The organism is Pseudomonas maioricensis (genome assembly GCF_022790535.1).
GTDB lineage: Bacteria > Pseudomonadota > Gammaproteobacteria > Pseudomonadales > Pseudomonadaceae > Aquipseudomonas > Aquipseudomonas maioricensis.
The window spans coordinates 24,778-47,770 of sequence record NZ_LOHG01000013.1 but is presented as its reverse complement, the minus strand read 5'-3'; the positions used below and the strand labels follow the sequence as shown (position 1 = coordinate 47,770).

Sequence of the window (22,993 nt, the reverse complement as noted above, 5' to 3'; positions counted from 1 at the left end):
GCGTAATCGTTCATCGCGGGCAAGCCTCGCTCTTACAGCAACCGCACGACCTAAGGTAAACAGGTCAGTTTCCCCCTCCCCACCCATTCTGCTTCTATAATCGCGCCGCAACCTCCTCAGTAGTTACTTCCGCACGTGACCCGGTTTGGGTCTCCGCTATTGGTGCCATACATGGATTTCAACCCGCTCGATCTTATTCTGCACCTGGACGTTTACCTCGACCTGCTGGTGACCAACTACGGCACCTGGGTCTACGCGATCCTGTTTCTGGTGATTTTTTGCGAAACCGGCCTGGTGGTGATGCCCTTCCTGCCAGGCGATTCGTTGCTGTTTATTGCGGGCGCCGTAGCGGCCGGTGGCGGCATGGATCCGGTCTTGCTGGCCGGTTTGCTGATGTCGGCAGCGATCATTGGTGACAGCACCAACTACATCATTGGCCGCACCGCAGGCGAGAAACTCTTCCAGAACCCCAACTCGAAGATTTTCCGCCGCGACTATCTGGCCCGCACCCACGAGTTCTACGACCGCCACGGCGGCAAAACCGTCACCCTCGCCCGCTTCCTGCCGATCATTCGCACCTTCGCTCCCTTTGTCGCAGGCGTTGGCAAAATGCATTACCCGCGTTTCCTCGGCTTCAGCGTGCTGGGTTCGGTGCTGTGGGTCGGCAGTCTGGTCACCCTCGGGTACTTCTTTGGCAACGTGCCGTTCATCAAGAAAAACCTGTCGGTACTGGTGCTGGCAATCATTCTGATCTCACTGCTGCCAATGATCATCAGCGTCGTACGCAGCCGCTTGAGTCGCACGGCGGACGCCCGCTAAGGCATGTGGTCTTTCAACCAATGGCGTCGGCAACGCAGGCTGGCAAGAAACCCGGTCGGCCCGGAGCTCTGGCAACGGGTGCGACTGGGCTTGCCGATTCTTGATGGCCTGAGCGCCGAGCAAAGCGCTTTACTGTTGGAAAACAGCGTGCTGTTTCTGCAGGACAAGCACATCACCTGCCTGCCGGGCGTTGAGCTTAGTGACGAACAACGCCTGCATCTCGCCGCTCAGGCGCAACTGCCATTGCTCAACCTTGGCGATCTGAACTGGTATCAGGGTTTTCACGAGCTGGTGATTTATCCCGACGACTTCGTCAGCCCGCAGCGCCACCGCGATCCCAGCGGTATCGAACACGAATGGGACGGCGAGCACAGTGGCGAAGCCTGGCAGCAAGGCCCGGTCATCCTCGCGCTGCCCGGCGTGCTGTCCAGCGGCAACTGGGAGCCATACAACCTGGTAATCCACGAACTGGCGCACAAGCTCGACATGCTCAACGGCGACGCCAACGGCCTGCCGCCGCTGCATGGCGACATGCAGGTCAGCCAGTGGGCCAGCGTCATGCAGCACGCCTATGACGACATGAACCACCAACTCGATGCGCATCCAGACGTTGAAACCGTCATCGATCCGTACGCTGCCGAAGATCCCGCCGAGTTTTTTGCCGTGACCAGCGAGTACTTCTTCTGCGCACCGGATCTATTGGCCGAGACCTACCCGGCGGTGTATCAGCAGCTCAGAGCCTTCTATCGTCAGGACCCGCTCAGCCGCCTGCAAACCCTGCAGCGTGATGAACCTTCCTACCAGAATCAGGACTAACGCCTGCAGGCTCGCCAGGCCGATGGCCACGCGTGGCAACACCAACAGAATATGCCTATAATCCGGCCCACTTTTTGGCTTAACCAGCCAAAGCCGTCTGGTCAATCAAGGGGGGCAATGCCCAATGAGCTACAGCAAGATTCCGGCCGGTAAAGACCTGCCGAACGACATCTACGTCGCGATCGAAATTCCGGCCAACCACGCGCCGATCAAATACGAAATCGACAAAGATTCCGATTGCCTGTTCGTTGACCGCTTCATGGCGACGCCGATGTTCTACCCGGCCAACTACGGTTTCATCCCTAACACCCTGGCTGACGACGGTGACCCCCTCGACGTGCTGGTTGTAACCCCTTACCCGGTTACTCCAGGCTCGGTTATCCGCGCCCGTCCAGTCGGCATCCTGCACATGACCGACGACGGCGGCGGCGATGCCAAAGTCATCGCAGTCCCACACGACAAGCTGTCCCAGCTGTACGTCGATGTGAAGGAATACACTGACCTGCCTCCGCTGCTGCTGGAGCAGATCAAGCACTTCTTCGAGAACTACAAAGATCTCGAAAAAGGCAAATGGGTGAAAATCGAAGGTTGGGGCAACGCAGACGCCGCCCGTGCCGAGATCACCAAATCGGTTGCCGCCTACAAAGGCTGATCGATCGCTGCATCGTCAACGGAGCATCTGCAACAGATGCTCCGTTAACTCTCCCCGCAAGGCCCCCTCTTTTTTGAATCTCCTCACCTGACAATCACGCCGATTAACTTTTCTGCGCAAACAATCGGGTTTTCGTTAAACACTCGCCAAACAAACAACTCCCGCCGTTAAACCCGATAAACAAACGCCTTCCCCCTGCCATTCGGTAACGAGCAAAACCTGCAGTGTTTACCTATCGCCAACTGATGACAGAATTAACCTACACCGCCCGAAAAACCCTGTAATCCCGGGGCTCATACGACAATCAGACGCAGCGCTCATTTGAACACCTCGTTTATTTAAACCCGCTAACGAGCGCCGTAAACTCATTGCCATGAATACATCAGGTGATCGACTACGCGCCCTCCTGCGGGAGTGCCACCTCTCAGCCACGGACTTCGCCGCCAACCGGAAGGTCACGCCTCAGCATGTGAATAACTGGTTCAAGCGTGGCATTCCCATGGCCCGGCTCGATGAAGTGGCTGAACTATTAACCGTCAACGCGCGTTGGCTGCGCACGGGCGACGGTCCCAAGCACCCCTGCGACTCTGCCAATGAAAACAACGGCGGCGACTCCGACGCGCGCCCTCACTCTAGCCGCAGCTCGCTACGCAGCGATGTGGAAGTTCCGGTTTACAAGGAAACCGAATCGGACGCTGGCGACACCCTCATCACCGAAGCACCCGGCAAGAAAATCCGCCTGCCGCTGCATGTGCTGCAGAGCATGAACATCAACATCGAGAGCGCCATTTGCATCGCCATGGTCGGCAACAGCATGGCCGACAAGATCCAGGACGGCTCTCTGCTCGGCATCGACCGCGGCCTGACCCGCGTCATTGATGGCGAAATGTACGCCCTGGAACACGGCGGCATGTTGCGCGTGAAATACCTCTACCGCCTACCCGGCAGCGGCCTGCGCCTGCGCAGCCACAACAGCGCCGAATACCCCGACGAACTGTTCACGGCAGAACAGATCGAGCAACAAGGCATCCGCGTGCTGGGATGGGTGTTCTGGTGGTCGACGCTGAATACAAGACGGCATGCGATACCGTTTCGGTGAGCCGATCCATCGCAGGGTGGACACCTGTCTGTAGGAGCTGCCGAAGGCTGCGAATCGGTCGGTCATGAAAACGCTTTCGCAGCCTTCGGCAGCTCCTACAGAGAATCGTGGCGCGTCAGATGGACTTTCATTTCTCCAGCGGCCTTAACGACAGATCTTCCAACAAAGTGTTTCAAGACTGGGCAAGCGCCGCGAACATCAGTATCCTCTGCGCCATCCCGGCCCGAAGCACACAACGCCTTGACGCCGACGGTTACGCCCAGACTGAAACCTGGTCAGCGTCACCATCCAAATTAGCGCCACTCGCTGAGCGCACCTGTTAAAGGCGAGCACGGTTTGCCAAAAACAAACCAAGCTCGTCCTTGAGAAGCCGGCCACAAGCCGGCTTTTTAGTGCCTGCAGAAAAGTCATGCAGGTTGTCTCGACGGGAATACACCTGCCCACCCACTTTCCACCACCCAATAAAAAACCCGCCGAAGCGGGTTTTTTGTCCAGTACCATTCCAACTCCCTGTCGGCAGTATCCTTTCATGGTCGATCATCCTTGATCCTGACGGGCTTCCTGCTCGTCAGTGGTTGGATCCAAGATTATGCCTGTCGGGCAGGTCTGCAAATGGCTGTTTTTCTCTATCGCGTGTAAGCCTTTGGCTATGTGTGGATTGAGACTTTTCAAACGGCCTGGATAACAACCAATCAACCAGCAAATGCGGAGTCTGAATAAGCATCCAGACCGAACCTTCTGCGCCTGGCAACCAACGCCCGCCGAAACGACAAATCTGCATATTCCATGAACAGCCGGGCCAATTGATTCATCGCGGCTTCCTCTGCTTCGCTGCCGACGACAAAATCAAAACCCAGGGGGCCTTTGTTTTCATCGGGGAGGTCTTCCCAGCTTGTCATTAGATAGGCGCACATCGCGCTGACGACTTGGAGTTTGGTGAGGTTTTCAGTAGGTGAAGCGGATTCATTGCAGTTCATAAATGGCTCGAGTCCTTGCGTAATTGCGAGCCATTTTTCATTACCGACGTCTTGATGACCACACGCTATAGCATGCACTTGCCTGGTTTATGGTGTGTTAAGTAACAAACAGTCTCCCGCTTTTACGCCCCCTTAACCACCCGCCCACGATAACAATCCTCCGGCCCAAGCAGTCTCCCTTCCGCAGACCGAACCTCCAACATCACCACCGGCTGCTCACGCGCCTTATCCAGCAGCACCGAATGCACTTCGCCCGTCTGAAACAGGTGCTGTTCTCCCCACTGGCGCATCGACACGACGATGGGAAAGACCGCACGGCCGCGCTCAGTAAGGACGTATTCCTTATAGGCGCTGCCATCTGACGCCGGATGGATTTCGAGGATTTGCAGTTCGACGAGGGTTTTCAGGCGTGCGGCCAGGATGTTTTTGGCCATGCCGAGGTTTTTCTGAAACTCGCCGAACCGTCGTACGTTGTCGAAGGCGTCGCGGATGATGAGCAGCGACCAGCGATCACCGATGGCTTCAAGGGTTCTTGCCACAGGGCATTCGCCGCCTTCGACAGGTGAATGATTCGTCATTTTGGGTACCCGATCAGCCATCAGAAGAAGTTTCGCCAGCAGCAACGCTGCGAAAACTGGTTGCAGATTAAAACCGGGCTTGGTAGAAATCAACGAAGTGGTTTTCAATTGAAACCGGAATCAGCATCAAGGATGGATCCGTGGCCTCCAATATCAATGCAGCAACCGAGCTCGAATCTTGCGAAACATGGCCGGAGAGTACTCCCGAGCTATCTCCAGTACTGACGCTGTTGTTGTCGATCACCTGCGCACTGGCCGTTGCAAATGTCTATTTCGCTCAGCCGTTGCTCGATTCCATGGCTCAGAGTCTCGGTGTAGAGCCGGGCATGATCGGTATCGTGGTCACCGCCACTCAGATTGGCTACGGCGTGGGTTTGATTTTCATCGTGCCGCTGGGTGATCTGCTCAATCGCAAGACTTTGATCCTGACTCAAGTGCTGCTGTCGGCTGTTTCGCTGGTGGTGGTCGGGGCTGCCCAGCAATGGTCGGATTTACTGGGAGCAATGATTTCGGTCGGCCTGATGGCGGTGGTTGTTCAAGTGGTGGTGGCTTATGTCGCTGCGCTGTCAACGCCGTCACGGCGTGGGCAGGCGGTTGGCACGGTAACGAGCGGGATTGTGTTGGGCATTTTGCTTGCGCGTTTTACCTCAGGGGTTATCGCTGATATTGCCGGATGGCGGGTGGTTTATTTTGTTTCGGCGGGGTTGATGTTGACCGTGGCCGTTGTGCTGTGGAGAACGATCCCGGCGAAAAGCTTGCCGCGTGTGGAAAGCTCGTATCTGGCGCTTCTGTTGTCGACGTTCAAACTTTTCGTCACCGAGCCTGTGCTGCGCGTCAGGGGTGTTTTTGCACTGCTGATCTTTGCTGCGTTCAGCGTGTTGTGGACGGCGATGGTGTTGCCGCTGAGTGCGCCGCCGTTGAGTCTTTCGCATACACAGATTGGTCTGTTCGGCCTCGCGGGGATAGCAGGCGCATTGGCGGCATCAAGGGCTGGTCGCTGGGCTGATCGAGGTTTGGGGCAGCGAATTACGGGGATTGCGCTGACGCTGCTGGTGCTGTCCTGGGTGCCGATCGCGTTCGCAGAAACATCGTTGCTCGCGCTGATCGTCGGAGTGATCGTTCTGGATTTCGCGGTCCAGGCGGTGCATGTCACTAATCAGAGTCTTATATTTGCGGCGAGGCCCGATGCGCAAAGTCGTTTGGTTGGCGCTTACATGTTTTTCTATTCAATTGGCAGTGCCCTGGGGGCAGTTGCGGCCACCCAGATTTATGCACTTTGGGGCTGGGTGGCGGTGTGTTTGCTAGGTGCTTCGATAAGTGTTTTGGCGCTGGGATTTTGGGTGTGGACGAGAGCTGCGGGCGTTCGTGATTAGCCGCTTTAGAGGGGAGATTGATTTGCCCGCGACCAAGACGACGCAAACAGACGGATATTCCGCGTTATCATTCATCGCGGGCAAGCCTCGCTCCCACAGGATCTACGCAAACCGTAAGACCCGCTTTAGCCGGTCCTATGTCAGCGTTATCAGACGCCCTCCATCTCCGCCGAAGCCTCAATCTCTGCTGCCTGATACTGAAGCAGCGGGATATCCACCAAAGCTACTTGCAGCGGTGAAAAGTGGTTTTCTTCTTCCGAATCCCTGGTGCTCAAGCTGATGCCCAGCGGCATGCCTGCGTACGCATCCAGCGTCAGGTTGTAGATGTCGGCGTTGGCGGCGCGCACGCTCGTGGTTGAGCCACCTGCGAGATGGACGTGGGTATGGCTGATCAAGTCCATGACGGCCGCACTGTCCAGGTTGTATTTGCCTACCAGCATATGGACACCCTGCTGGGCAACAGCTGAGTTGTTGGTATCGAACGCAAATTCGTCTGTGAAGTATTCGTCCAGTGCCCGGTAGAGTTCCGGAGTCATGCCTTCTTCACTGTCCCAGCCCAGTTGCCAGGCATCGTCATGCGGGCGATCTGCTGCTTCGTCGAGCAGACGGATGCGATGGATCAGAGCCGGGTTGATCAGAAGCTTTCGGTTGTTCAGGGTGCTGACCACCAGCCATTGCGGCTCTGCGTGCTCGACGCTCAGTACATCAGAGGCCTGAGAATATTGCGCGAACGTGATGGGGTACCACCGGCAATTCGTCTCGCCAGGAAGCATTAAGCCTAAGTGCCCCCAGAAGCCGTCAAAGATGGCATCTTCACCTGGAACCCAATGGTTGGAGGTCATTCTTCGGCCATTAGTGGCGAAATCCATGATGTCATCGACATTGCTGCCCAGAAGCGTGGCGATGTCCCTCAAGACCGGAATACCAGGCTCTGCTTCGCCGCTGTCCCACTGCCCGATGAGTTGCTCGGACACACGCAATGCCTTGGCAAAATCCGCCATCGGCATGCCCAGCGCGGCGCGTAATTTTTGTATGTATTGCATGACTCTCTCCAGCCGTTAGTGCTTCAAGAAGCAGATGCTGAGCCAGCAGGTGACCGGTACGTCAGCATCTATCGGAGGAGAAAACTATCTGGAGTCAGCGAATGCGTTCGTGGTGAGGAGCTATGAGGGTTGTAGTGGATTACGTAAATGGCTGACGGAAGATTCTTACAAGGCGAAGCGACAGGCCGTGCTGGCATGCCAAGCAGCCGACCAATCACTGAATGGAATGCGATTCCCCTGTGGGAGCAGAGCTTGCTCGCGATGAACGATGACAGGGTCCGCCTGAAACAATGGGGTGTCTGCATCGCGGGCAAGCCCTGCTCCCACAAAGGACCCTGTTTCAGCGCGACAGCATGGTGTAAGTAACATCGAAGTGGCTTTACTGACTAAATCCCTGCCTTACCCTGTTTCACCGCCTCGCCATTCATCACTACCGTCAGCCACGGCAGTTGATAGATCCGTACTGGCTGGGTTTGGGAAAGAACATTGAGCATGCCGGGTACGTCGTCGAGGTTGAATACGCCGCTGACGGCGGTGTCAGGCAGGTTGCCAGCGACAACCAGTGAGCCAGGCATGTAGCGTTCGAGGTCGGCGAAGACTTCGGCCAAGGGGCGGCGGTTGAAAATGAGCTTGCCGCGTTGCCAGGCCGAGGCGGTGGTGACGTCCAGCGGGCTGGTAGTTGAAGGCGCTGAGCCGTTTTCAAATTCGAGTTGCTGGGCGACTTTCAGCGGTACGGCTTCGCCGCCTGAAGAGACTTTGACTTCGCCTTCGGTGACGCCGACGCGAACTCGCTGGCCCTGGCGGTCTACATCGAATCGCGTGCCAACAGCCTGCACACTACCGCCAGACGCCTGAACGACAAACGGCCGGTTGGCATCTTTGCTGACTTGAAACAACGCCTCGCCTTTAAGCAGGCTGATATCGCGACGGTTGGCCGAGTAATGCACAGACAACGCTGTGGCGCTGTTCATCCAGACCTGGCTACCGTCTTCGAGGGTGAGCATTTTGCGCTCGCCGACCGCCGTGGTGTGGTCGGCGAAATAGACCTGCACAGGCTCTGTAAAACTGGTCAGCGCCAGCGCGCCCAACCCGGCAGCCAGTGCGGCCCAGCGTAAAGGGCGGCGCTGGGGCGTGGCCGGGGGGACGAAGACTTCAGCGGTCCGGGTATTCGGGATGGCCTGCCACATCTGTTCGGCAAGCCTGGCTGCAGCTTCATGCGCGGGGCTTTGCTGACGCCAGCGGGCGAACGCGGCGTGCTCCGCTTCGCTGGCGCTGCCCGAGGTCAGCCGCACCCATTGTTCAATGGCCTGATCTTCCAGCTCAACGTTGGGCATTGCGTGGGTCATAGGCTCGGTCATGGTGATGGGCTCGAAGAAGCCGCCAGTAGAGAGTGCATCGCGCTCATTCTAAATGCACTCCGACTGACGTAGCCAATCCCGACAGTGACGCATGGCCTGCACGATGTATTTGCCCACTGAGCTTTCCGACACCCCCAACCGCGTGGCGATTTGCGCGTGAGTCAATCCTTCAAGGCGATTGAGCAGCAGCGCGAGCCGAGCATTGCTAGGCAAAAGATGTAATGCCTTATCGAGTTGTTCGATCGCTTCAGCCGCCAGAAACGAGCGCTCCGGCGATGCCATCGGGTCGCAGAAATCCTCGTCGAGCGCGTCGTCATCCTGCAATGCCGAGCGCCGTTGCTCCTGACGCAGACGGTCGATTGCCAGGTTGCCCGCCACCCGAAAGACAAAAGCTCGCGGCTCCATAATCTGAGCTGTGTCGGACAACCCGGCCAAGCGTAGATAGGTGTCCTGAGCCACATCTGCCGCCTTTTCCACATTGCCCAAACGACGTGCGAGAAAGGCCAACAGGTCGGCGTAATGCTCCTGAAAGACTGTCAGCAAGTGATTTGAGTTGGGTGAAACGGACATTCGGACTGCCCCGACGGGTGAGGCGTGCATCCTATCTCAACTGAGAACAGTTATCATCACTATCTCCTCGCCAACGTGCTTTTGATCAAGCCACATCACGCTGATGAAAAATATTTCAACAATCGACGGCAAGGTTGGGGGAGATGATTCGTCGTTGGGGTGGGCGCGAATAATTCTCATGTCGTGTCACCACCTACATTCAAGACGGACGATTTAAATGCAGGCACCTTCCAAGTTATTTGCTCCGGTCAATGGACGCACATTGACCCTGACGCTGATGTTAACCATGGCTGGCAGCCTGCCATTGATGCCACTTTCAGCGCTGGCCGCTGACACCTCGACCAGCATTGACCTGAAGTTACCGGAGCAATCGCTGGATCAGGCACTCACCCAACTGGCTGATCAGGCCAACGTCCGTCTTATCTTCAACTCCAGCGATGTAGGCGCGCTGCGTACACCGGCGCTACAAGGCAAATACACATTGGGCCAGGCCATGGACCGGCTGCTGAAGGGCAGCGGCTTCACCTGGCGCTTGCTGGACGATCGCACAGTGGTGCTGGAGAAACTGCCGGTTTCCGGTGATTCCGCGATGGTATTGGGCGCCACCAATGTCAACGCCGTGGGCCAGCTAGGGACTACCACTGACGGGACTGGTTCTTACACCACCGGTGGCAGTAGCACCGCGTCGAAGCTGAACCTGAGCCTGCGCGAAACACCGCAGACGGTGAGCGTCGTGACGCGTCAGTTAATGGACGACAAGAAACTCACCAGCCTCGATAAGGTGTTGGAACAGACACCCGGTATTACCTTTCAGTACCGTAACTTCGGGGGGCACGTTTACACGTCGCGTGGCTTCTCGCTGCTGGCTGAAAGCTTTCTGATTGATGGCGTGCCAGGTCAGGGCTACCAGATCACCGGCTGGATGAAACCTGATACCGCCATTTACGATCGCGTCGAAGTATTGCGCGGCGCTTCCGGCCTGCTAGTGGGTGCAGGCGAGCCTGGCGGAGCAGTCAATCTGGTGCGCAAGCGCCCAACAGCGGAGAACAAGCTGACGGTGCAGGCCAGCGCAGGCTCCTGGGATCGCTACCGGATGGATCTGGACGCTAGCGGCAAACTCAATGATGCCGGCAGCGTGCGCGGCCGCATGGTCACCGCTTACGAAGACAACGGTTCTTACATCGACGAACGCAACACCCGCACGCCCTTGATGTACGGGATTGTCGAAGCCGACGTGAATGATGACACCACGCTGACCCTGAGCCTGCGTCATCAGGAAAACGTCATCAACGGCTATTCGATTTACGGCCTGCCGCGTTACAGCAACGGTAACTCGCTGGATATCTCCCGCTCGACATCGCTGGTGCAAGACTGGAACCGGCACGAGAGCGACATGAGCGAGGTGTTTGCCGAAGTTGAACACCGCTTCAATGATCGCTGGAGCAGCACCACCTCGATGACGTATTCCGAGGGCGGGTTTGATCAGCAGATTGCTTATGCGCAAGGCACGATCAGTCCAGTCACCAACGCGGGTTCGACTTTTCGCAGGGTATTGTTCCGCCGCGATGAAGTCGCCAGTACCGGGCTGGACAGCCATGTAAACGGTAACTTCGACGCTTTTGGCCTGACTCATGAAGTGACAGTCGGCGCCACGTGGTCCCGGCAGCAGGCCAATACCAAGCAGGCAACCGTGAACCGGGCAGCGGCACTGGATATTTTCGATGTGAACCATCACGCGTTCGCCAAACCAGCAAGGCCGGCATGGGCAACCGATATCGACATGACCGAAGAGCGCTCGGGTGTTTATGCCAACTCGCGGCTGCGCCTGACGGAACAACTGAGTCTGGTACTCGGCGGTCGCGCCAGTTGGTATGACTACACCTACGACGTCGATGAAGGTGCCGCCCTCTCTTACGAATCCAAAGTTACCCGTGAGGTGACTCCTTATACGGGCCTGATCTACGACATCAACGACAACTGGTCGTGGTACGCCAGCTATGCGGAGATCTTCAACGCGCAAGGCAACTACATTGATGCCAGCGGCTCACCATTGTCACCCTCGACAGGCGACAACTATGAGACGGGCATCAAAGGCGAGCTTTTCGATAAACGTCTGAATTTGTCCATGGCTCTGTTCTACATCAAGCAGGAAAATGTAGCCGTTGCGACCACAAACTTTAATTGCACGAGCACAGACCTGGACGGCGTTTGCTACGCAAACGGCGTCACCAAACGCAGTAAAGGCATCGACATAGAAGCCAGCGGTGAAGTGCTCCCAGGCTGGCAGGTCTTTGGCGGTTATACCTTCAACCTGCTGCGCAACGACAGTGAAGCTGTTGAAGTTGCCTACGAAACACCCAAGCACATGTTGCGCCTGCAAACCAGCTACAACCTGCCTGGTGCCTGGAACCGCTTGACCATTGGCGGGGGTGTTTCGGCTCAGTCCTACTACAAAGCGGCCTCAACTACCGGGCTGGATTACGGTAGCCAGGGCTATGCCATCTGGGATGCCCGCGCCAGTTGGAAGCTGGACGAGCACTGGAAGGTTTCGCTGAACGCCGAAAACCTGTTTGACCGCCGCTACTACACCACAGCAGTCGCCACGGACCGCTCGAACCTGTTCGGTGATCCGCGCAGCTACATGCTCACGCTACGTGGCGACTTCTGATTAAAGCCCGGACAAAGCACAACCGAGCTGCGAACACTTCCCCTGTAGGAGTGAGCTTGCTCGCGATACGTTCTTTCAGTTGGCAAATCACGGCCAGACAGGACGCTATCGCGAGCAAGCTCACTCCTACAGAATTTGCTTTAAATCAGCGAACCAGATCGTGAAAGGTAAATTCCGCCAATCCATGTCATGGCTGCACACGTGGTGCGGGCTGGCCTGTGGCTGGCTGCTGTGCGCGATTTTTCTGACCGGTACGTTGAGCGTTTTCCGGGAACCCATCACGCGCTGGATGGAAGCTGAGCCACTGGTTGCAGTCGATCAAAGTGCCGCCGCCAGCGACGATACAGCGATGGCACGCTCCGCCGAAAGTTACCTGCTTGAGCACGCTAGAGGCGCCCGATTCTGGCGGGTCGAGTTCCCCCAGTACCCAGGGCAAGCCCTGCAACTGGCCTGGCGTGATGGCTCCACTCTCCAGCAGGTTTCGCTGTCGACCGAGACGGGGAAGGTACTGCCCGGCGGCGGAGTGCGAAAAACCGAGGGCGGTCGGCACTTCATGTCGTTCCACTACATGCTGCATTTACCGGTATTGGGTTTCTGGCTGGTGGGCTGGCTGACCGTAGGCATGCTGGTCGCCCTCGTATCGGGCGTTGTTATCCACCGAAGAGTCTTCCAGGACTTCTTCACCTTTCGGCCTCAAAAGGGTTTGCGCTCCTGGCTGGACGCGCACAACGCCACCGCGATCATCACCCTGCCCTTTCTGCTCATGATCGCCTACACCGGGCTGGCGATTTTCTATACCAGTTACATGCCCTGGCCACTGCAGGCGGCCTATGGTGCGAGCCCGAATGCCTACAGTCAGTTTCAATCGCAATTGTCGGGGCCAGTGACATTGGCCAGTCCGGGCAGCAACACTTCGATAACCCCGAATGACTGGCCTTCTTTGTTGCGACAGGCGCAAGCGCTGACCGGTCAGAGCCCACGCATGTTGCTGGTGCAGAACCCGGAGCTGCCTAACGCAACCGTCCGGGTAATGGGCCGCCACGAGATAGCCCATCCTTCACAAACGCTGTTTACCCCCCAAGCCAGTGTGCTGTTCAACGGCGTGACAGGCGAGACGCTACAAGTCCAAAAGCCGATATCGGAAACGGTGTCGCCAGGTGACCGGATCTATGGAGTCTTGCGCTCGCTGCACTTCGCTGAATTCGGCGGATGGGGCATCAAGTGGCTGTATTTCGTTAGCGGTTTGCTGGGCATGGCGATGATGGCTACCGGCACGCTGCTGTTTACCATCAAGCGCCGTAACAAGAGCCAAAAGGAATTTGGTGCCGCGACGGCCAGAATCTATCGCTGCATCGAGGCGTTTAATGTGGCGAGCATTGCGGGCATTGGCGTGGCTTGCATCGGTTATTTCTACGCCAACCGATTTATACCCGTGGACGTGCCAGACCGCGCTACTTGGGAGATTCGCAGTTTCCTGCTGATCTGGCTGGCCACGTTGATTCATGCATTGATCAGGCCCACAGCCCGAGCCTGGGCTGAGCAGTTTGCTGCCGCCGCTGTACTGTGCCTGTGCCTGCCACTGCTCAACTTTTATACAACCGGCCAGCATATTGGCGGCTACCTCAGTACCGGAGATTGGCAACGCGGGAGCGTCGAGGCCGTAGCGCTGGGGGTTGGAGTCATGCTGGTGATTGCTTTGTTGAAGCATCGAATGGCTAACCAGACAACCCGCAGCTCGATTTGAAACGCCGTTTATTGTGGGAGCTGAGCTTGCTCGCGATAAGGACACTGCGACTCTAAAGTGAACCGTGTCCAGCCTTATCGCGAGCAAGCTCAGCTCCCACATAAAATGCGCATTCCAATCGCAAATTATTTGTGGCATCTACAGGTGATGTGCAATGAAAAAAACCACCAACACACACCTCTACCGATGGATGATTTTCAGCCGGGTGCTGGCCGCCACGGTGGGCGGTTATGTTTTGTCTGCATTGGTGATGGCGATGCTTGCGCTGTTGTTGCCGCGCCTCTCGGGCAGCGATCCCGCAAGCGTCGTGCAGAGCACGACGCTGTTGAGTTTTGTGTTTTACACCGCTGTCGTCATCTGGGTATTCAGCGCCGCCAGCGTCTGGCGAGTGTGGTTCGGCCTTGGGTTGGCGGCGTTGCTGACGGGCGCGGTAATCGTCGGGCTGACGATTACCGCGTAAGCGTTAAACCTTGAAATGCCCGACCATCGTCTGCAACTGCCCGCCCAATCGGGCAAGCTCGACACTCGACGCAGCGGTCTCTTCGCTGGCTTCCGCAGTCTGCTCGCACACGTCGCGCACATTGACGATGCTGCGGCTGATTTCATCGGCAACCGAGCTTTGTTGCTCAGCAGCAGCGGCAATTTGCTGGTTCATCGCCTGGATACTGGACACCGTCTGAGTGATGCTTTCCAGCGAGGTGCCCGCCTTGCGAGTCAGCGCAACGCTGCTATCGGTTAGGGAGCGGCTACCCAGCATGATTTGCGAGACCTGACGGGTACCGTTTTGCAGGCCGGCAATCAGGCTTTCGATCTCCTCGGTGGATTGCTGAGTACGCTGGGCCAGACCCCGGACTTCGTCTGCTACGACTGCGAAACCACGGCCTGCTTCACCGGCCCGGGCCGCTTCGATGGCAGCGTTCAGCGCCAGCAGGTTGGTCTGTTCAGCCACAGCCTTGATAACGTCCATGACTTTGCCGATCTTGTCACTTTCCTGCTCCAGCAGCGTCATGGCGTCGCTTGAGCGCAGCACTTCACCCGCCAGTTTTTCGATCTGCGTAATCGCCTCGCCCACTACCTTGTCACCCTCCCTCGCTTGCGTGTCGGCATTGGCGGCAGCCATCGAAGCTTGCTCGGCATTGCGGGCGACTTCGTGCACGGTGGCGGACATTTCCTGCATGGCCGTCGCGACCTGATCAGTCTCGATTTTTTGATTATTAACCCCGGCGCTGGTTTGCTCGGTGACGGCAGATAACTCCTCGGCAGCGCTGGCGATCTGCGTCACACCATCGCGAATCCCGCTGATCAGATCACGCAACGTGGCGCCCATGCGCTGGATACCTTGTTGCAGTACGCCCAGTTCATCGCGACGAGTAACGGTAATGGTGTGGGTCAAATCGCCAGAGGCAATACGATCGACAACGTCGAGGGTTTGCTGCAGCGGACGGGTGATCTGCCGGGTGATGATAAAGGCGGCAAAAATACCTAACAGAAGGGCCAAAACAGTGCCACCGATCTGCAGGCTGCGGGCTGTAGTGGTGTCTTCGGCGGCAAGTTGCAGCTGGATTTTGGCGAGTTCATCACCCAGATTTACGATTTCGTAACCTTGGGCGGTCATGTCCTTGCGCGCCGTCACGATGGCGTCGTTCGCAGTTTTATAAGCCTGAACCAAGGTCAGATAATTACGCAGGGACGCCTCCAGTTGAGCGACTTCGCTGCTGCGGGTAGCGTTGAAAGCGGCCTTGAGCTTATCCACGTTTTTGATGGCTGTATCCAGCTGGCTGAACGCCGCCTGCTCAGTCTTTTCGTTGGAGTTGCCGGTGTAACCGCGCACCTCATAACGGACCAGTTGAAAGTCCATTTTGGCATCGGCCAGCAGTTGCAACTGGTCTGAGCGCTCAGGGCTGGTCGGGTCCTGTTTAAGCACTTCGTCATTGATAGTGGCAATCAACTGGGCGCCTTGGGTCGCTTGTACACCCATGTCGGCCCGGGCTTTGGTGCTGGTCTGATAACCACTGCGCATCTGGCTCAGCGACATCTCGTAGTTTTTGATGATGTCGGCAAGCTGCGTGAGTGCTTTGGTGTTGAGGGGATTGGTCAAGGTCGACAGCAGAAACTGCTGTTGCTTCTTGAAGTCATCCAGGGAGGCCTGCACTTTTTGTGCGGCAGCGTCATCACCGTTTGCGATCATGTATTGCAAACGCGCGACACGTAATACGGTCAGGCGATCAGTGAGTTCACTGATATCGCCAATTTTCTCGGTCCGGAAGATCAGCTTATCCAGGCTGGTCCATCCCAGGAGCGACAGCAGCGCCGTGAATAAAAGCACAACCCCGAACCCCAGGGCTAACTTCATGGTGACGCTGATATTGGCCAAGCTGCTATTCATAAAATCTCCGTGATATGCCTGTGTTCCCCCATTGCACGCTGTGGTTATTTTTATTGAGAGCAGCCTGTGCACAGGGCGTATCGGCCCGCCAACCCGATAACTTGACTGTTTGTTGATTTTTTTTGAGGCGCAGTCCTGATTTCACACCCCACTCAAACCGCCGACCCAGAGCCCTCACCTGCCTCTAAATTGCCAACAAACAGGCCCGATTTCGGCGCTGCACTAGCTGTAACACTCAGTAAATATCCTCATCTCGTCAGTGAAATGGCATCGCGTGGCCGGAACCGCTGCAGATGCCTGCCCCGATCTCCGAAAATACGTCCCAAGGGTTATCACTCATGAAGATCAGCGTTTTCGGATCAGGCTATGTCGGCCTGGTGGCCAGCGCCTGCCTTGCCGATGTCGGTCATGACGTCATGTGCATGGATATTGATCCGCGCCGTATAGAGCAACTGGATGCAGGCGAAACGCCCATCCATGAACCTGGCCTGGACATGCTCATTCGCAGCAATGTCCATGCAAAACGTCTGCTGTTCTCAACCGATGCGGCGCAGGCGGTGAATTTTGCCGATCTGCTGTTCATCGCAGTCGGCACACCGTCCGATGAGGATGGCAGCGCTGACTTGCAACATGTACTCGCCGTCGCGCAAAGCATCGGTCAGCACATGCAGGGCTACAAAATGGTGGTCGGTAAATCGACCGTTCCAGTCGGCACCGGGGAAAAAGTCGCCGCCTCCATCCGCAAAGCGCTGGAAATGCGGGATCTGCAACTGCCATTCGATGTTTGCTCAAACCCTGAATTTCTCAAGGAAGGCGCTGCCATCGACGACTTCACGCGAGGCGCCCGAATCATTATCGGCACCGACTCCGAACGCGTCAGGAGCGTCATGCGCGAGTGCTATGCACCGTATAACCGTAATCACGACAAGCTGATGTTCATGAGTCTGCGGGCCGCCGAACTCACCAAGTACGCCGCCAACGCCATGCTGGCGACGAAGATCAGTTTCATGAATGAAATGGCCAATCTGGCTGAGCGTCTGGACGTGGATATCGAACAGGTTCGCCACGGCATCGGCAGCGATCCACGCATCGGCTATGACTTTATCTATCCCGGTTGCGGCTACGGCGGCTCCTGTTTCCCCAAAGATATTCAGGCGCTGAGCCGCACCGCTCAGGATGTCGGCTATACCCCACAACTACTCAGGGCTGTCGAAGAGGTCAATCAACGGCAGAAAACAGCCCTGTTCCGAAAGCTTGAGCAGGCTTTGGAGGGGCAACTGGCAGACAAAACCATCGCTGTGTGGGGGCTTGCGTTCAAACCCAATACCGATGACATGCGCGCAGCGCCCAGCCGGGATCTCATGGAGTCGCTTTGGAACGCTGGCGCCAGGGTGCAGGCCTACGACCCGGAGGCAATGCAGGAATGTCGGCGAATATACGGCGAGCGTGACGACCTGGTCCTGGTCGGTGATCGCATTCAGGCGGTCAAGGGCGCTGACGCACTGGTGATCTGCACTGAGTGGAAAGCTTTTCGTAGCGTCGACTTCACTTGGCTCAGGCAACAACTCAAATGTGCTGTCGTGATTGATGGCCGCAACCTGTATGAGCCCAAGGCCTTGGCGGATGCCGGGCTGAGCTATTCGAGCATTGGCCGGGTGTGAGACAGGTTAGTCACCGAGAGTTGTGGTGGTTACCAACGCAACAAAAAGGGGCCAGCAAGAGCGCCCAGAACGGTGGGCAGCGACATTCCAAGGACATACCAAACCGCCCAGAAAGGTATTTCCACTTCAGGACAGTGCAGGCAGTAAGCCAGACATCCCAAAGCGCCGGCCAGCAAACCGCAACAGGCGCCTGCCATCCTCAAGCGGGTCGGGGCAAAACTCCGCAATGCCCAAAATGCAACGATGAACCCGGGAATTGAAAGCGAGGCGATGCCAATCGCACAGGTGCGCCAGCTAGTCCCGAAAACAAGCATGGAGCGGTTACCAGGCTCCGCGGTGGCCATCACGCCAAAGGCGGCGGTCCACACGACGACCAACATGACAATAATCCACGCACCACCAGCGCCACTGCTCATACCCGGCCGAGCCAGCCGGTTGAGCATGAGCATAGCCCCCAGCATTACGCACAGCGGCATAAATGCTTTCGCCCAGAACGTCAGGGTTGAGACGGCCTGAGCGATATCAGCCCTGACACCGAAGAAAAGCACGACACACAGCAGCGCCATAAAAAGGCCAAGCAGCACCGCTGACACAAATCGCTTTGCAGGCAGTCGGGGATCGATAGGCTGCACCCCGCTGGCCAGCATGGAAATCAGCTCATCAGTTTTCATCGCTTACCTCTGATCAATGCAGCCAAACGTTTTAGCCCTCGATGCACACCAATTTTTACTGCTGACTCTGACAAACCCGTCATCTGAGCGGTCTGGATCACTGACAGGCCTTCGAGCTTTACAAGCTGTATTGGCAGACGCTGGCGATCCGGAAGCTCCTTCAAAAGCTTTTCAAGATCGCGACTTGCCTGAGCAGGCTCAAGATGCGGCTCAGCCAGAAGCTCGCCCGCGTCCTCCAGTGACTCGTGGAACACCTCTCTGCGTGATCGGGCGCGGAACCGATCACTGAGCTTATAACGGGCAATCGCAAAAACCCACGCGGTCAACGGCTGCTCCTGGCGATAGGTTTGTCGGCTGTTGTGCACCGCCAATAAAACTTCCTGCAAAAGATCCTCGATTTCCTCAGGTTGACCCTTAAGTTTCCCGCGCAAAAAACCGCGCAAATGCGTGCTGAGCTCAGCGAGGAAATTACGATAAGCCGACTCGTCACCCTCCAGTCCGCGAAGAAACAGCGCCTGTAAATCCCTCTCTCTACGGCTCAATAACTCGCTGTGTGTATTTCGATCCATTCCACACCTTGGTTACAGGGATACAAAAATATTTCCCAGCCACTTGGGGAGCCCGACGTCCCTGGCGCTCCCTGTGTCGTGCTGAGTATCGATAGTCCATTCAACGCAGCGAGTCTGCCGAATCCATCCACCGCCAGCATCCGGCAAAGAATTTCCAAAAATATTTATGCGTATCTGTAACCCGATTCCCGAAACGAGCGAATTACCTCTTGGACCGCAGCTCAGCGCCCTTCGGCGCTGGCGAGTCCCTCAACAATAATTATCGGAGAACACAATATGAACAACATAAAAACCGCCGCACTGGCAATTGCCCTTTCGTCTTTCGCCGCCAGTGCCATGGCAGCAGAACCCCAAACCGCAAAAGAGGGAGCCAAAGAACGTTGCTACGGCATTTCGCTGGCAGGCAAAAATGATTGCAAGGCGGGTGCAGGCACCTCTTGCGCAGGCACGTCCAAAACCGACTATCAGGCTGATGCCTGGAAATACGTTCCGGCCGGGACATGTACATCGATCACGACCCCAAAGGGCATGGGCACCCTTAAAGCAATGTAAGGCGTCATTACGGAGAGTTGCCGGTCATGAACAAAAATCCAGTGATGGGCGCAGGGCTCGGCCTTAAAGCGGAGCATTTTGCAGAGGCTCTCGAGAGCAGGAGTCACGGGCTCTGGTTCGAAGTCCATCCGGAAAACTACATGATCAGCGGCGGTCCGCGTCTTGAATGGCTGGAGGCCATTGGTGATCAGCACCCGCTGTCGCTGCATGGTGTTTCCTTGTCGCTGGCGGCTGACTGTCCGCCGAACAGGGAACACCTGCTGCGCCTGAAGGCTCTTGCTGATCGCCTGCAGCCTGCTCTCATTTCAGAGCATCTTGCCTGGTCGACATGGCGAGGGCGGTACTACCCTGACCTGCTTCCCTTTCCTCGCAGCAACGCTGCGCTCACCCGCATCATCGACAATATTCACAGAACGCAAGATGCACTCCGGCGCAAGATATCGGTTGAAAACCCGACCCACTACTTGAAGCTTGAAGGTCATGACTGGAGTGAAGTCGACTTTCTGAAAGAGCTTGCCAGCCGAACCGGCTGCGGCTTGCTGCTGGACGTCAATAACGTTCATATCAGTGCCCATAATCTGGGCTTCGATGCCAAACACTACATCGATCAGTTCCCTGTCCACGCCATAACAGAAATACATCTGGCCGGTCATACCCAGGATGCAGGGGCTTCCTCGCTACTGATCGATAGCCATGACTCACCGATTTCAAAGAGTGTCTGGTCGCTTTACCGTCATCTGATAACCCACGCAGGGCCTCGACCGACGCTGATCGAACGCGATGACCAACTACCTGCATTCGACTGTCTGCTCGCTGAGCGCAATGTCGCACAATCGATACTGCACAACGAACCGGAACTTAGCCCATGAGCCTTTCATTGAGCGAGTTTCAGGATCAGTTCATCAGCCAACTGTATGGAAACGGGCAAGGACCGTTGCCCAACATCAGCAAACAAACCGGTTTCGGGGTCTACCGCAATACGGTCATAAAAGCAGCAGTTGATGCGTTAATGGCCAATTTCCCAACCATTGAACGGCTGGTAGGACATCAGTGGTTTCAAGCGGCAGCCATTCGGTATGCGAAGCAATCCCCGCCTTCAGACCCCCGGCTACTTTTTTACGGTGCTGAATTTCCGGATTTTCTCGACACATTCGAACAGGCCAACACACTGCCTTACCTGGGCGATGTCGCTCGGCTGGATCTGCTGTGGATTGCGGTGCATAGCGCGACCGAAGAGCCAGGCTTTGATATCGGGACTTTCGGGAACCTGAATGAGCAAACGCTATTGAGTACGCGCCTTAAGCCCAAACAGTCAGCGCGCTGGATTTGGTGTGCGAGTCATCCCGCTTACACGCTCTGGGATGTAAACCGGGCTCAGTCGGAAGTACCAACAAGCCTGGACTGGCAAGGCGAGGGCGCACTTTTGACCAGAAATGCCGGGCAGGTCATATGGCGCCCACTCAGTGTCGGCGGCTGCGCCTTTCTTGACGGTTGTGCCGCACGACTCCCCTTGGGACGCGCGGCTGAACTCGCACTTGATAAAGAACCTGACCTCGATCTGAACATCCTGCTTGTTCACCTGATAACTGCCAATACCTTCGCGGCAGCTGAATCTAACCAATAATAATTCTGGAAACATTATGGACATGCCAAAAACCAAACCGGTCACCCCCTCGCAACATATGCGCGCTCACTGGAATCATCTGGCCGAAAGCTTGCAGCAACATATAAGCGACAGCCTGCTCTCGCTGGTTGCCCGCGTTTCAATTGCGGCAATATTTCTGATGTCTGGACGCACCAAGGTTGAGGGGTTTATCTCTATCAACCCGAATACCTATGAACTGTTTCGCATGGAATACGACCTGCCGTTGATTTCACCGATCCTCGCGGCTCATATAGCCACTTACGCAGAGCATTTATTCCCATTGCTGTTGATCATTGGCCTGTTCACCCGCCTATCGGCGCTGGCACTACTGATCATGACACTGGTGATTCAGGTATTCGTTTACCCCGATGCCTGGGCGACGCATCTTGCATGGGTTGGCCTGCTGCTGATCGTTATAGGTCGCGGCGCAGGACGAATATCGCTGGATCACAAAATGGCCATTAAATAAGCTATTTCAAGGCAGGAATAGAGTCACTTCTTCCCCCCGCCAATTTGCTCCGCGGCCCTAGCTCTGCTAGTGTCGCGCCGGTTTAACCTCTACCGGAATAGCACCCATGGCCCGCAAGAAAGCTGCACTGGATTTCGAACAATCCCTCGCTGATCTGCAAACGCTGGTAGAGCGTCTGGAGAACGGCGAGCTGTCGCTGGAAGACTCGCTGACCGCCTTCGAGCAAGGTATTCGCCTGACCCGCGATTGTCAGGGTGCCTTGGCGCAGGCCGAGCAGAAGGTTCAGGTGCTGCTTGAGCGCGACGGTGAACTGGCCGAAGAGCCATTCGACGCGGAACAACCTGAATGATCGCGACCTATCAGGCACTGAGTCAGACCCGCGTCAATGCGGCGCTGGAAGGTCTGTTTGCAGCACCCGCTCCAGAGTTGACTCGCCTTTATGCCGCCATGCGCTACAGCGTGATGAACGGCGGCAAACGTGTACGCCCATTGCTGGCCTACGCCGCTTGCGAATCGATGGGCGGCAATGCTGAAGATGCTAACGGCGCAGCTTGCGCGGTTGAACTGATCCACGCTTACTCGCTGGTTCACGACGACCTGCCCGCCATGGACGATGACGATCTGCGTCGCGGGCAGCCAACCACCCACAAGGCATTCGATGAGGCCTGCGCGATTCTTGCCGGTGACGGTCTGCAGAGCCTGGCTTTTACTGCCCTGCTCGACCCACGGCTGACCTCGCAGGACGCAGATACACGACTGCAAATGGTGAGTACCCTGGCATTGGCCGCAGGGCCTGCCGGTATGGTCGGTGGTCAGGCAATAGACCTGGGTTCGGTAGGTTTGAAACTGGATCAGGCGGCGCTGGAGTTCATGCACCGGCACAAGACCGGCGCCCTGATCGAAGCCAGCGTAAAGCTCGGTGCCCTGGCCAGCGGCAATGCCGATCAGGCCCGGCTTGATGCGCTGCAAGTCTATGCCCGTGCCATCGGTCTGGCTTTCCAGGTGCAGGACGACATTCTCGACGTTGAGAGCGATACCGAAACTCTCGGCAAACGCCAGGGTGCAGACATCGCCCGCGACAAGCCGACTTACCCGGCGCTGCTGGGGCTGGAGCCCGCCCGGCTATATGCCTTGCAACTACGAGATCAGGCCATCGACGCCCTGCGACCATTCGACGCGTCGGCTGATCCGTTGCGCGAACTGGCCCGTTACATCGTTGAACGACGCAACTGAACCTGAATACGGGACTGAAAATATCTCGAACCGGCCTTGATCGGCCGGGTCAGATACTTGTGTTTGACAGGTTTGCCTGCGCATCAGCGGCTGCACTTCATGGGCAGCAT

General features: G+C 56.7%; 24 protein-coding genes and 1 pseudogene. 15 read left to right on the top strand and 10 right to left on the bottom strand.

Annotated elements, in window-relative coordinates:
- The first annotated feature begins 171 nt into the window (after positions 1-171).
- The 4 genes from AUC61_RS19495 (at position 172) to AUC61_RS19480 (ending at position 3,386) form a co-directional block, all read left to right on the top strand.
- On the top strand, positions 172-819 hold the full coding sequence (locus AUC61_RS19495; RefSeq protein ID WP_243247805.1) for a DedA family protein: 648 nt from the start codon (positions 172-174) through the stop codon (positions 817-819).
- Positions 820-822: 3 nt separating this feature from the next.
- On the top strand, positions 823-1,635 hold the full coding sequence (locus AUC61_RS19490; RefSeq protein ID WP_243247804.1) for a M90 family metallopeptidase: 813 nt from the start codon (positions 823-825) through the stop codon (positions 1,633-1,635).
- Positions 1,636-1,759: 124 nt separating this feature from the next.
- Positions 1,760-2,287, top strand: coding sequence for an inorganic diphosphatase (ppa, locus tag AUC61_RS19485; RefSeq protein WP_003317259.1), 528 nt, complete (start codon positions 1,760-1,762; stop codon positions 2,285-2,287).
- A gap of 373 nt (positions 2,288-2,660) precedes the next feature.
- On the top strand, positions 2,661-3,386 hold the full coding sequence (locus tag AUC61_RS19480) for a LexA family transcriptional regulator (RefSeq protein ID WP_243247803.1): 726 nt from the start codon (positions 2,661-2,663) through the stop codon (positions 3,384-3,386).
- 319 nt (positions 3,387-3,705) lie between these two features.
- On the opposite strand, the gene AUC61_RS19475 is transcribed toward AUC61_RS19480, so the two are convergent.
- The 3 genes from AUC61_RS19475 to AUC61_RS19465 all read right to left on the bottom strand — a co-directional run bounded on the left by AUC61_RS19475 (position 3,706) and on the right by AUC61_RS19465 (position 4,941).
- Positions 3,706-3,927 (bottom strand): hypothetical protein, encoded by a 222-nt coding sequence (locus tag AUC61_RS19475; RefSeq protein WP_243247802.1) that lies wholly within the window; start codon positions 3,925-3,927, stop codon positions 3,706-3,708.
- Positions 3,928-4,078: 151 nt separating this feature from the next.
- Entirely contained in the window at positions 4,079-4,363 is a 285-nt protein-coding gene (locus tag AUC61_RS19470; RefSeq protein WP_243247801.1) for a hypothetical protein, read from the bottom strand.
- A gap of 122 nt (positions 4,364-4,485) precedes the next feature.
- Entirely contained in the window at positions 4,486-4,941 is a 456-nt protein-coding gene (locus tag AUC61_RS19465; protein ID WP_243247882.1) for a winged helix-turn-helix transcriptional regulator, read from the bottom strand.
- Between the two features lie 152 nt (positions 4,942-5,093).
- On the opposite strand from AUC61_RS19465, the gene AUC61_RS19460 reads away from it, so the two are divergent.
- On the top strand, positions 5,094-6,314 hold the full coding sequence (locus AUC61_RS19460; protein WP_243247881.1) for an MFS transporter: 1,221 nt from the start codon (positions 5,094-5,096) through the stop codon (positions 6,312-6,314).
- A gap of 149 nt (positions 6,315-6,463) precedes the next feature.
- Here the strand turns inward: AUC61_RS19460 and AUC61_RS19455 are convergent, their stop codons facing one another.
- The 3 genes from AUC61_RS19455 to AUC61_RS19445 form a co-directional block, all read right to left on the bottom strand.
- Complete coding sequence (locus AUC61_RS19455) at positions 6,464-7,357, bottom strand: helix-turn-helix domain-containing protein (RefSeq protein ID WP_243247800.1); 894 nt, start codon at positions 7,355-7,357, stop codon at positions 6,464-6,466.
- A 386-nt stretch (positions 7,358-7,743) separates the two neighbouring features.
- The gene (locus AUC61_RS19450; protein WP_243247799.1) at positions 7,744-8,715 is read right to left on the bottom strand and encodes a FecR family protein; all 972 of its coding nucleotides are present in this window, start codon (positions 8,713-8,715) and stop codon (positions 7,744-7,746) included.
- Positions 8,716-8,763: 48 nt separating this feature from the next.
- Positions 8,764-9,285 carry a sigma-70 family RNA polymerase sigma factor gene (locus tag AUC61_RS19445; RefSeq protein ID WP_243247798.1) on the bottom strand — a complete coding sequence of 174 codons (522 nt, stop codon included), beginning with the start codon at positions 9,283-9,285 and terminating at the stop codon, positions 8,764-8,766.
- 217 nt (positions 9,286-9,502) lie between these two features.
- Between AUC61_RS19445 and AUC61_RS19440 the strand changes: the two genes are divergently transcribed.
- From AUC61_RS19440 to AUC61_RS19430, 3 genes are all read left to right on the top strand, one after another.
- Positions 9,503-11,953 (top strand): TonB-dependent siderophore receptor, encoded by a 2,451-nt coding sequence (locus tag AUC61_RS19440; protein ID WP_243247797.1) that lies wholly within the window; start codon positions 9,503-9,505, stop codon positions 11,951-11,953.
- A 160-nt stretch (positions 11,954-12,113) separates the two neighbouring features.
- Positions 12,114-13,697: a PepSY-associated TM helix domain-containing protein gene (locus AUC61_RS19435; RefSeq protein WP_243247796.1), complete on the top strand. Its 1,584-nt coding sequence runs from the start codon at positions 12,114-12,116 to the stop codon at positions 13,695-13,697.
- A 154-nt stretch (positions 13,698-13,851) separates the two neighbouring features.
- Positions 13,852-14,157, top strand: a complete 306-nt coding sequence (locus AUC61_RS19430) for a DUF3649 domain-containing protein (RefSeq protein WP_243247795.1) — start codon at positions 13,852-13,854, stop codon at positions 14,155-14,157.
- 3 nt (positions 14,158-14,160) lie between these two features.
- On the opposite strand, the gene AUC61_RS26705 is transcribed toward AUC61_RS19430, so the two are convergent.
- Together AUC61_RS26705 and AUC61_RS26700 are read right to left on the bottom strand one after the other, a co-directional pair.
- Positions 14,161-14,865 carry a methyl-accepting chemotaxis protein gene (locus AUC61_RS26705; RefSeq protein WP_422765529.1) on the bottom strand — a complete coding sequence of 235 codons (705 nt, stop codon included), beginning with the start codon at positions 14,863-14,865 and terminating at the stop codon, positions 14,161-14,163.
- Positions 14,866-15,063: 198 nt separating this feature from the next.
- Positions 15,064-16,050, bottom strand: a pseudogene (locus AUC61_RS26700) (methyl-accepting chemotaxis protein); the annotation flags it as partial.
- Positions 16,051-16,421: 371 nt separating this feature from the next.
- Between AUC61_RS26700 and AUC61_RS19420 the strand changes: the two are divergent.
- A complete protein-coding gene (locus AUC61_RS19420) occupies positions 16,422-17,744 on the top strand; it encodes a UDP-glucose dehydrogenase family protein (protein WP_243247791.1) in 1,323 nt (440 codons plus the stop codon).
- 29 nt (positions 17,745-17,773) lie between these two features.
- Here the strand turns inward: AUC61_RS19420 and AUC61_RS19415 are convergent, their stop codons facing one another.
- Both AUC61_RS19415 and AUC61_RS19410 read right to left on the bottom strand, forming a co-directional pair.
- Complete coding sequence (locus AUC61_RS19415; protein WP_243247789.1) at positions 17,774-18,415, bottom strand: DUF1109 domain-containing protein; 642 nt, start codon at positions 18,413-18,415, stop codon at positions 17,774-17,776.
- Positions 18,412-18,984 carry a sigma-70 family RNA polymerase sigma factor gene (locus AUC61_RS19410; RefSeq protein WP_243247788.1) on the bottom strand — a complete coding sequence of 191 codons (573 nt, stop codon included), beginning with the start codon at positions 18,982-18,984 and terminating at the stop codon, positions 18,412-18,414. The genes AUC61_RS19415 and AUC61_RS19410 overlap by 4 nt, the downstream gene beginning before the upstream one ends.
- A 276-nt stretch (positions 18,985-19,260) precedes the next feature.
- Here AUC61_RS19410 and AUC61_RS19405 point away from each other — a divergent pair, with 276 nt between their 5' ends.
- From AUC61_RS19405 to AUC61_RS19380, 6 genes are all read left to right on the top strand, one after another.
- Positions 19,261-19,536, top strand: a complete 276-nt coding sequence (locus AUC61_RS19405) for a BufA1 family periplasmic bufferin-type metallophore (RefSeq protein ID WP_243247787.1) — start codon at positions 19,261-19,263, stop codon at positions 19,534-19,536.
- A gap of 26 nt (positions 19,537-19,562) precedes the next feature.
- Complete coding sequence (bufB, locus tag AUC61_RS19400; RefSeq protein WP_243247785.1) at positions 19,563-20,405, top strand: MNIO family bufferin maturase; 843 nt, start codon at positions 19,563-19,565, stop codon at positions 20,403-20,405.
- Positions 20,402-21,160, top strand: a complete 759-nt coding sequence (locus tag AUC61_RS19395) for an HvfC/BufC N-terminal domain-containing protein (protein ID WP_243247784.1) — start codon at positions 20,402-20,404, stop codon at positions 21,158-21,160. The genes bufB and AUC61_RS19395 overlap by 4 nt, the downstream gene beginning before the upstream one ends.
- 22 nt (positions 21,161-21,182) lie before the next feature.
- Positions 21,183-21,650, top strand: a complete 468-nt coding sequence (locus AUC61_RS19390; protein WP_243247880.1) for a DoxX family protein — start codon at positions 21,183-21,185, stop codon at positions 21,648-21,650.
- A gap of 106 nt (positions 21,651-21,756) precedes the next feature.
- The gene (locus AUC61_RS19385) at positions 21,757-21,999 is read left to right on the top strand and encodes an exodeoxyribonuclease VII small subunit (RefSeq protein ID WP_020289635.1); all 243 of its coding nucleotides are present in this window, start codon (positions 21,757-21,759) and stop codon (positions 21,997-21,999) included.
- Positions 21,996-22,883 carry a polyprenyl synthetase family protein gene (locus AUC61_RS19380; RefSeq protein ID WP_243247783.1) on the top strand — a complete coding sequence of 296 codons (888 nt, stop codon included), beginning with the start codon at positions 21,996-21,998 and terminating at the stop codon, positions 22,881-22,883. The genes AUC61_RS19385 and AUC61_RS19380 overlap by 4 nt, the downstream gene beginning before the upstream one ends.
- The last annotated feature ends 110 nt before the right edge of the window (positions 22,884-22,993 follow it).

What these genes read in the sequence shown, in the direction of transcription:
- AUC61_RS19430 (WP_243247795.1), top strand. Translation starts at nt 13,852, where the DNA reads ATGAAAAAAACCACCAACACACACCTCTACCGATGGATGATTTTCAGC.
- AUC61_RS19385 (WP_020289635.1), top strand. Translation starts at nt 21,757, where the DNA reads ATGGCCCGCAAGAAAGCTGCACTGGATTTCGAACAATCCCTCGCTGAT.
- AUC61_RS19380 (WP_243247783.1), top strand. Translation starts at nt 21,996, where the DNA reads ATGATCGCGACCTATCAGGCACTGAGTCAGACCCGCGTCAATGCGGCG.
- AUC61_RS19465 (WP_243247882.1), bottom strand. Translation starts at nt 4,941, where the DNA reads ATGACGAATCATTCACCTGTCGAAGGCGGCGAATGCCCTGTGGCAAGA.
- AUC61_RS19470 (WP_243247801.1), bottom strand. Translation starts at nt 4,363, where the DNA reads ATGAACTGCAATGAATCCGCTTCACCTACTGAAAACCTCACCAAACTC.
- AUC61_RS19405 (WP_243247787.1), top strand. Translation starts at nt 19,261, where the DNA reads ATGAACAACATAAAAACCGCCGCACTGGCAATTGCCCTTTCGTCTTTC.
- AUC61_RS19445 (WP_243247798.1), bottom strand. Translation starts at nt 9,285, where the DNA reads ATGTCCGTTTCACCCAACTCAAATCACTTGCTGACAGTCTTTCAGGAG.
- ppa (WP_003317259.1), top strand. Translation starts at nt 1,760, where the DNA reads ATGAGCTACAGCAAGATTCCGGCCGGTAAAGACCTGCCGAACGACATC.
- AUC61_RS19480 (WP_243247803.1), top strand. Translation starts at nt 2,661, where the DNA reads ATGAATACATCAGGTGATCGACTACGCGCCCTCCTGCGGGAGTGCCAC.
- AUC61_RS19455 (WP_243247800.1), bottom strand. Translation starts at nt 7,357, where the DNA reads ATGCAATACATACAAAAATTACGCGCCGCGCTGGGCATGCCGATGGCG.
- AUC61_RS19440 (WP_243247797.1), top strand. Translation starts at nt 9,503, where the DNA reads ATGCAGGCACCTTCCAAGTTATTTGCTCCGGTCAATGGACGCACATTG.
- AUC61_RS19490 (WP_243247804.1), top strand. Translation starts at nt 823, where the DNA reads ATGTGGTCTTTCAACCAATGGCGTCGGCAACGCAGGCTGGCAAGAAAC.
- AUC61_RS19415 (WP_243247789.1), bottom strand. Translation starts at nt 18,415, where the DNA reads ATGAAAACTGATGAGCTGATTTCCATGCTGGCCAGCGGGGTGCAGCCT.
- bufB (WP_243247785.1), top strand. Translation starts at nt 19,563, where the DNA reads ATGAACAAAAATCCAGTGATGGGCGCAGGGCTCGGCCTTAAAGCGGAG.
- AUC61_RS19450 (WP_243247799.1), bottom strand. Translation starts at nt 8,715, where the DNA reads ATGACCGAGCCTATGACCCACGCAATGCCCAACGTTGAGCTGGAAGAT.
- AUC61_RS19420 (WP_243247791.1), top strand. Translation starts at nt 16,422, where the DNA reads ATGAAGATCAGCGTTTTCGGATCAGGCTATGTCGGCCTGGTGGCCAGC.
- AUC61_RS26705 (WP_422765529.1), bottom strand. Translation starts at nt 14,865, where the DNA reads ATGTCCGCCACCGTGCACGAAGTCGCCCGCAATGCCGAGCAAGCTTCG.
- AUC61_RS19495 (WP_243247805.1), top strand. Translation starts at nt 172, where the DNA reads ATGGATTTCAACCCGCTCGATCTTATTCTGCACCTGGACGTTTACCTC.
- AUC61_RS19410 (WP_243247788.1), bottom strand. Translation starts at nt 18,984, where the DNA reads ATGGATCGAAATACACACAGCGAGTTATTGAGCCGTAGAGAGAGGGAT.
- AUC61_RS19395 (WP_243247784.1), top strand. Translation starts at nt 20,402, where the DNA reads ATGAGCCTTTCATTGAGCGAGTTTCAGGATCAGTTCATCAGCCAACTG.
- AUC61_RS19475 (WP_243247802.1), bottom strand. Translation starts at nt 3,927, where the DNA reads ATGATCGACCATGAAAGGATACTGCCGACAGGGAGTTGGAATGGTACT.
- AUC61_RS19390 (WP_243247880.1), top strand. Translation starts at nt 21,183, where the DNA reads ATGCCAAAAACCAAACCGGTCACCCCCTCGCAACATATGCGCGCTCAC.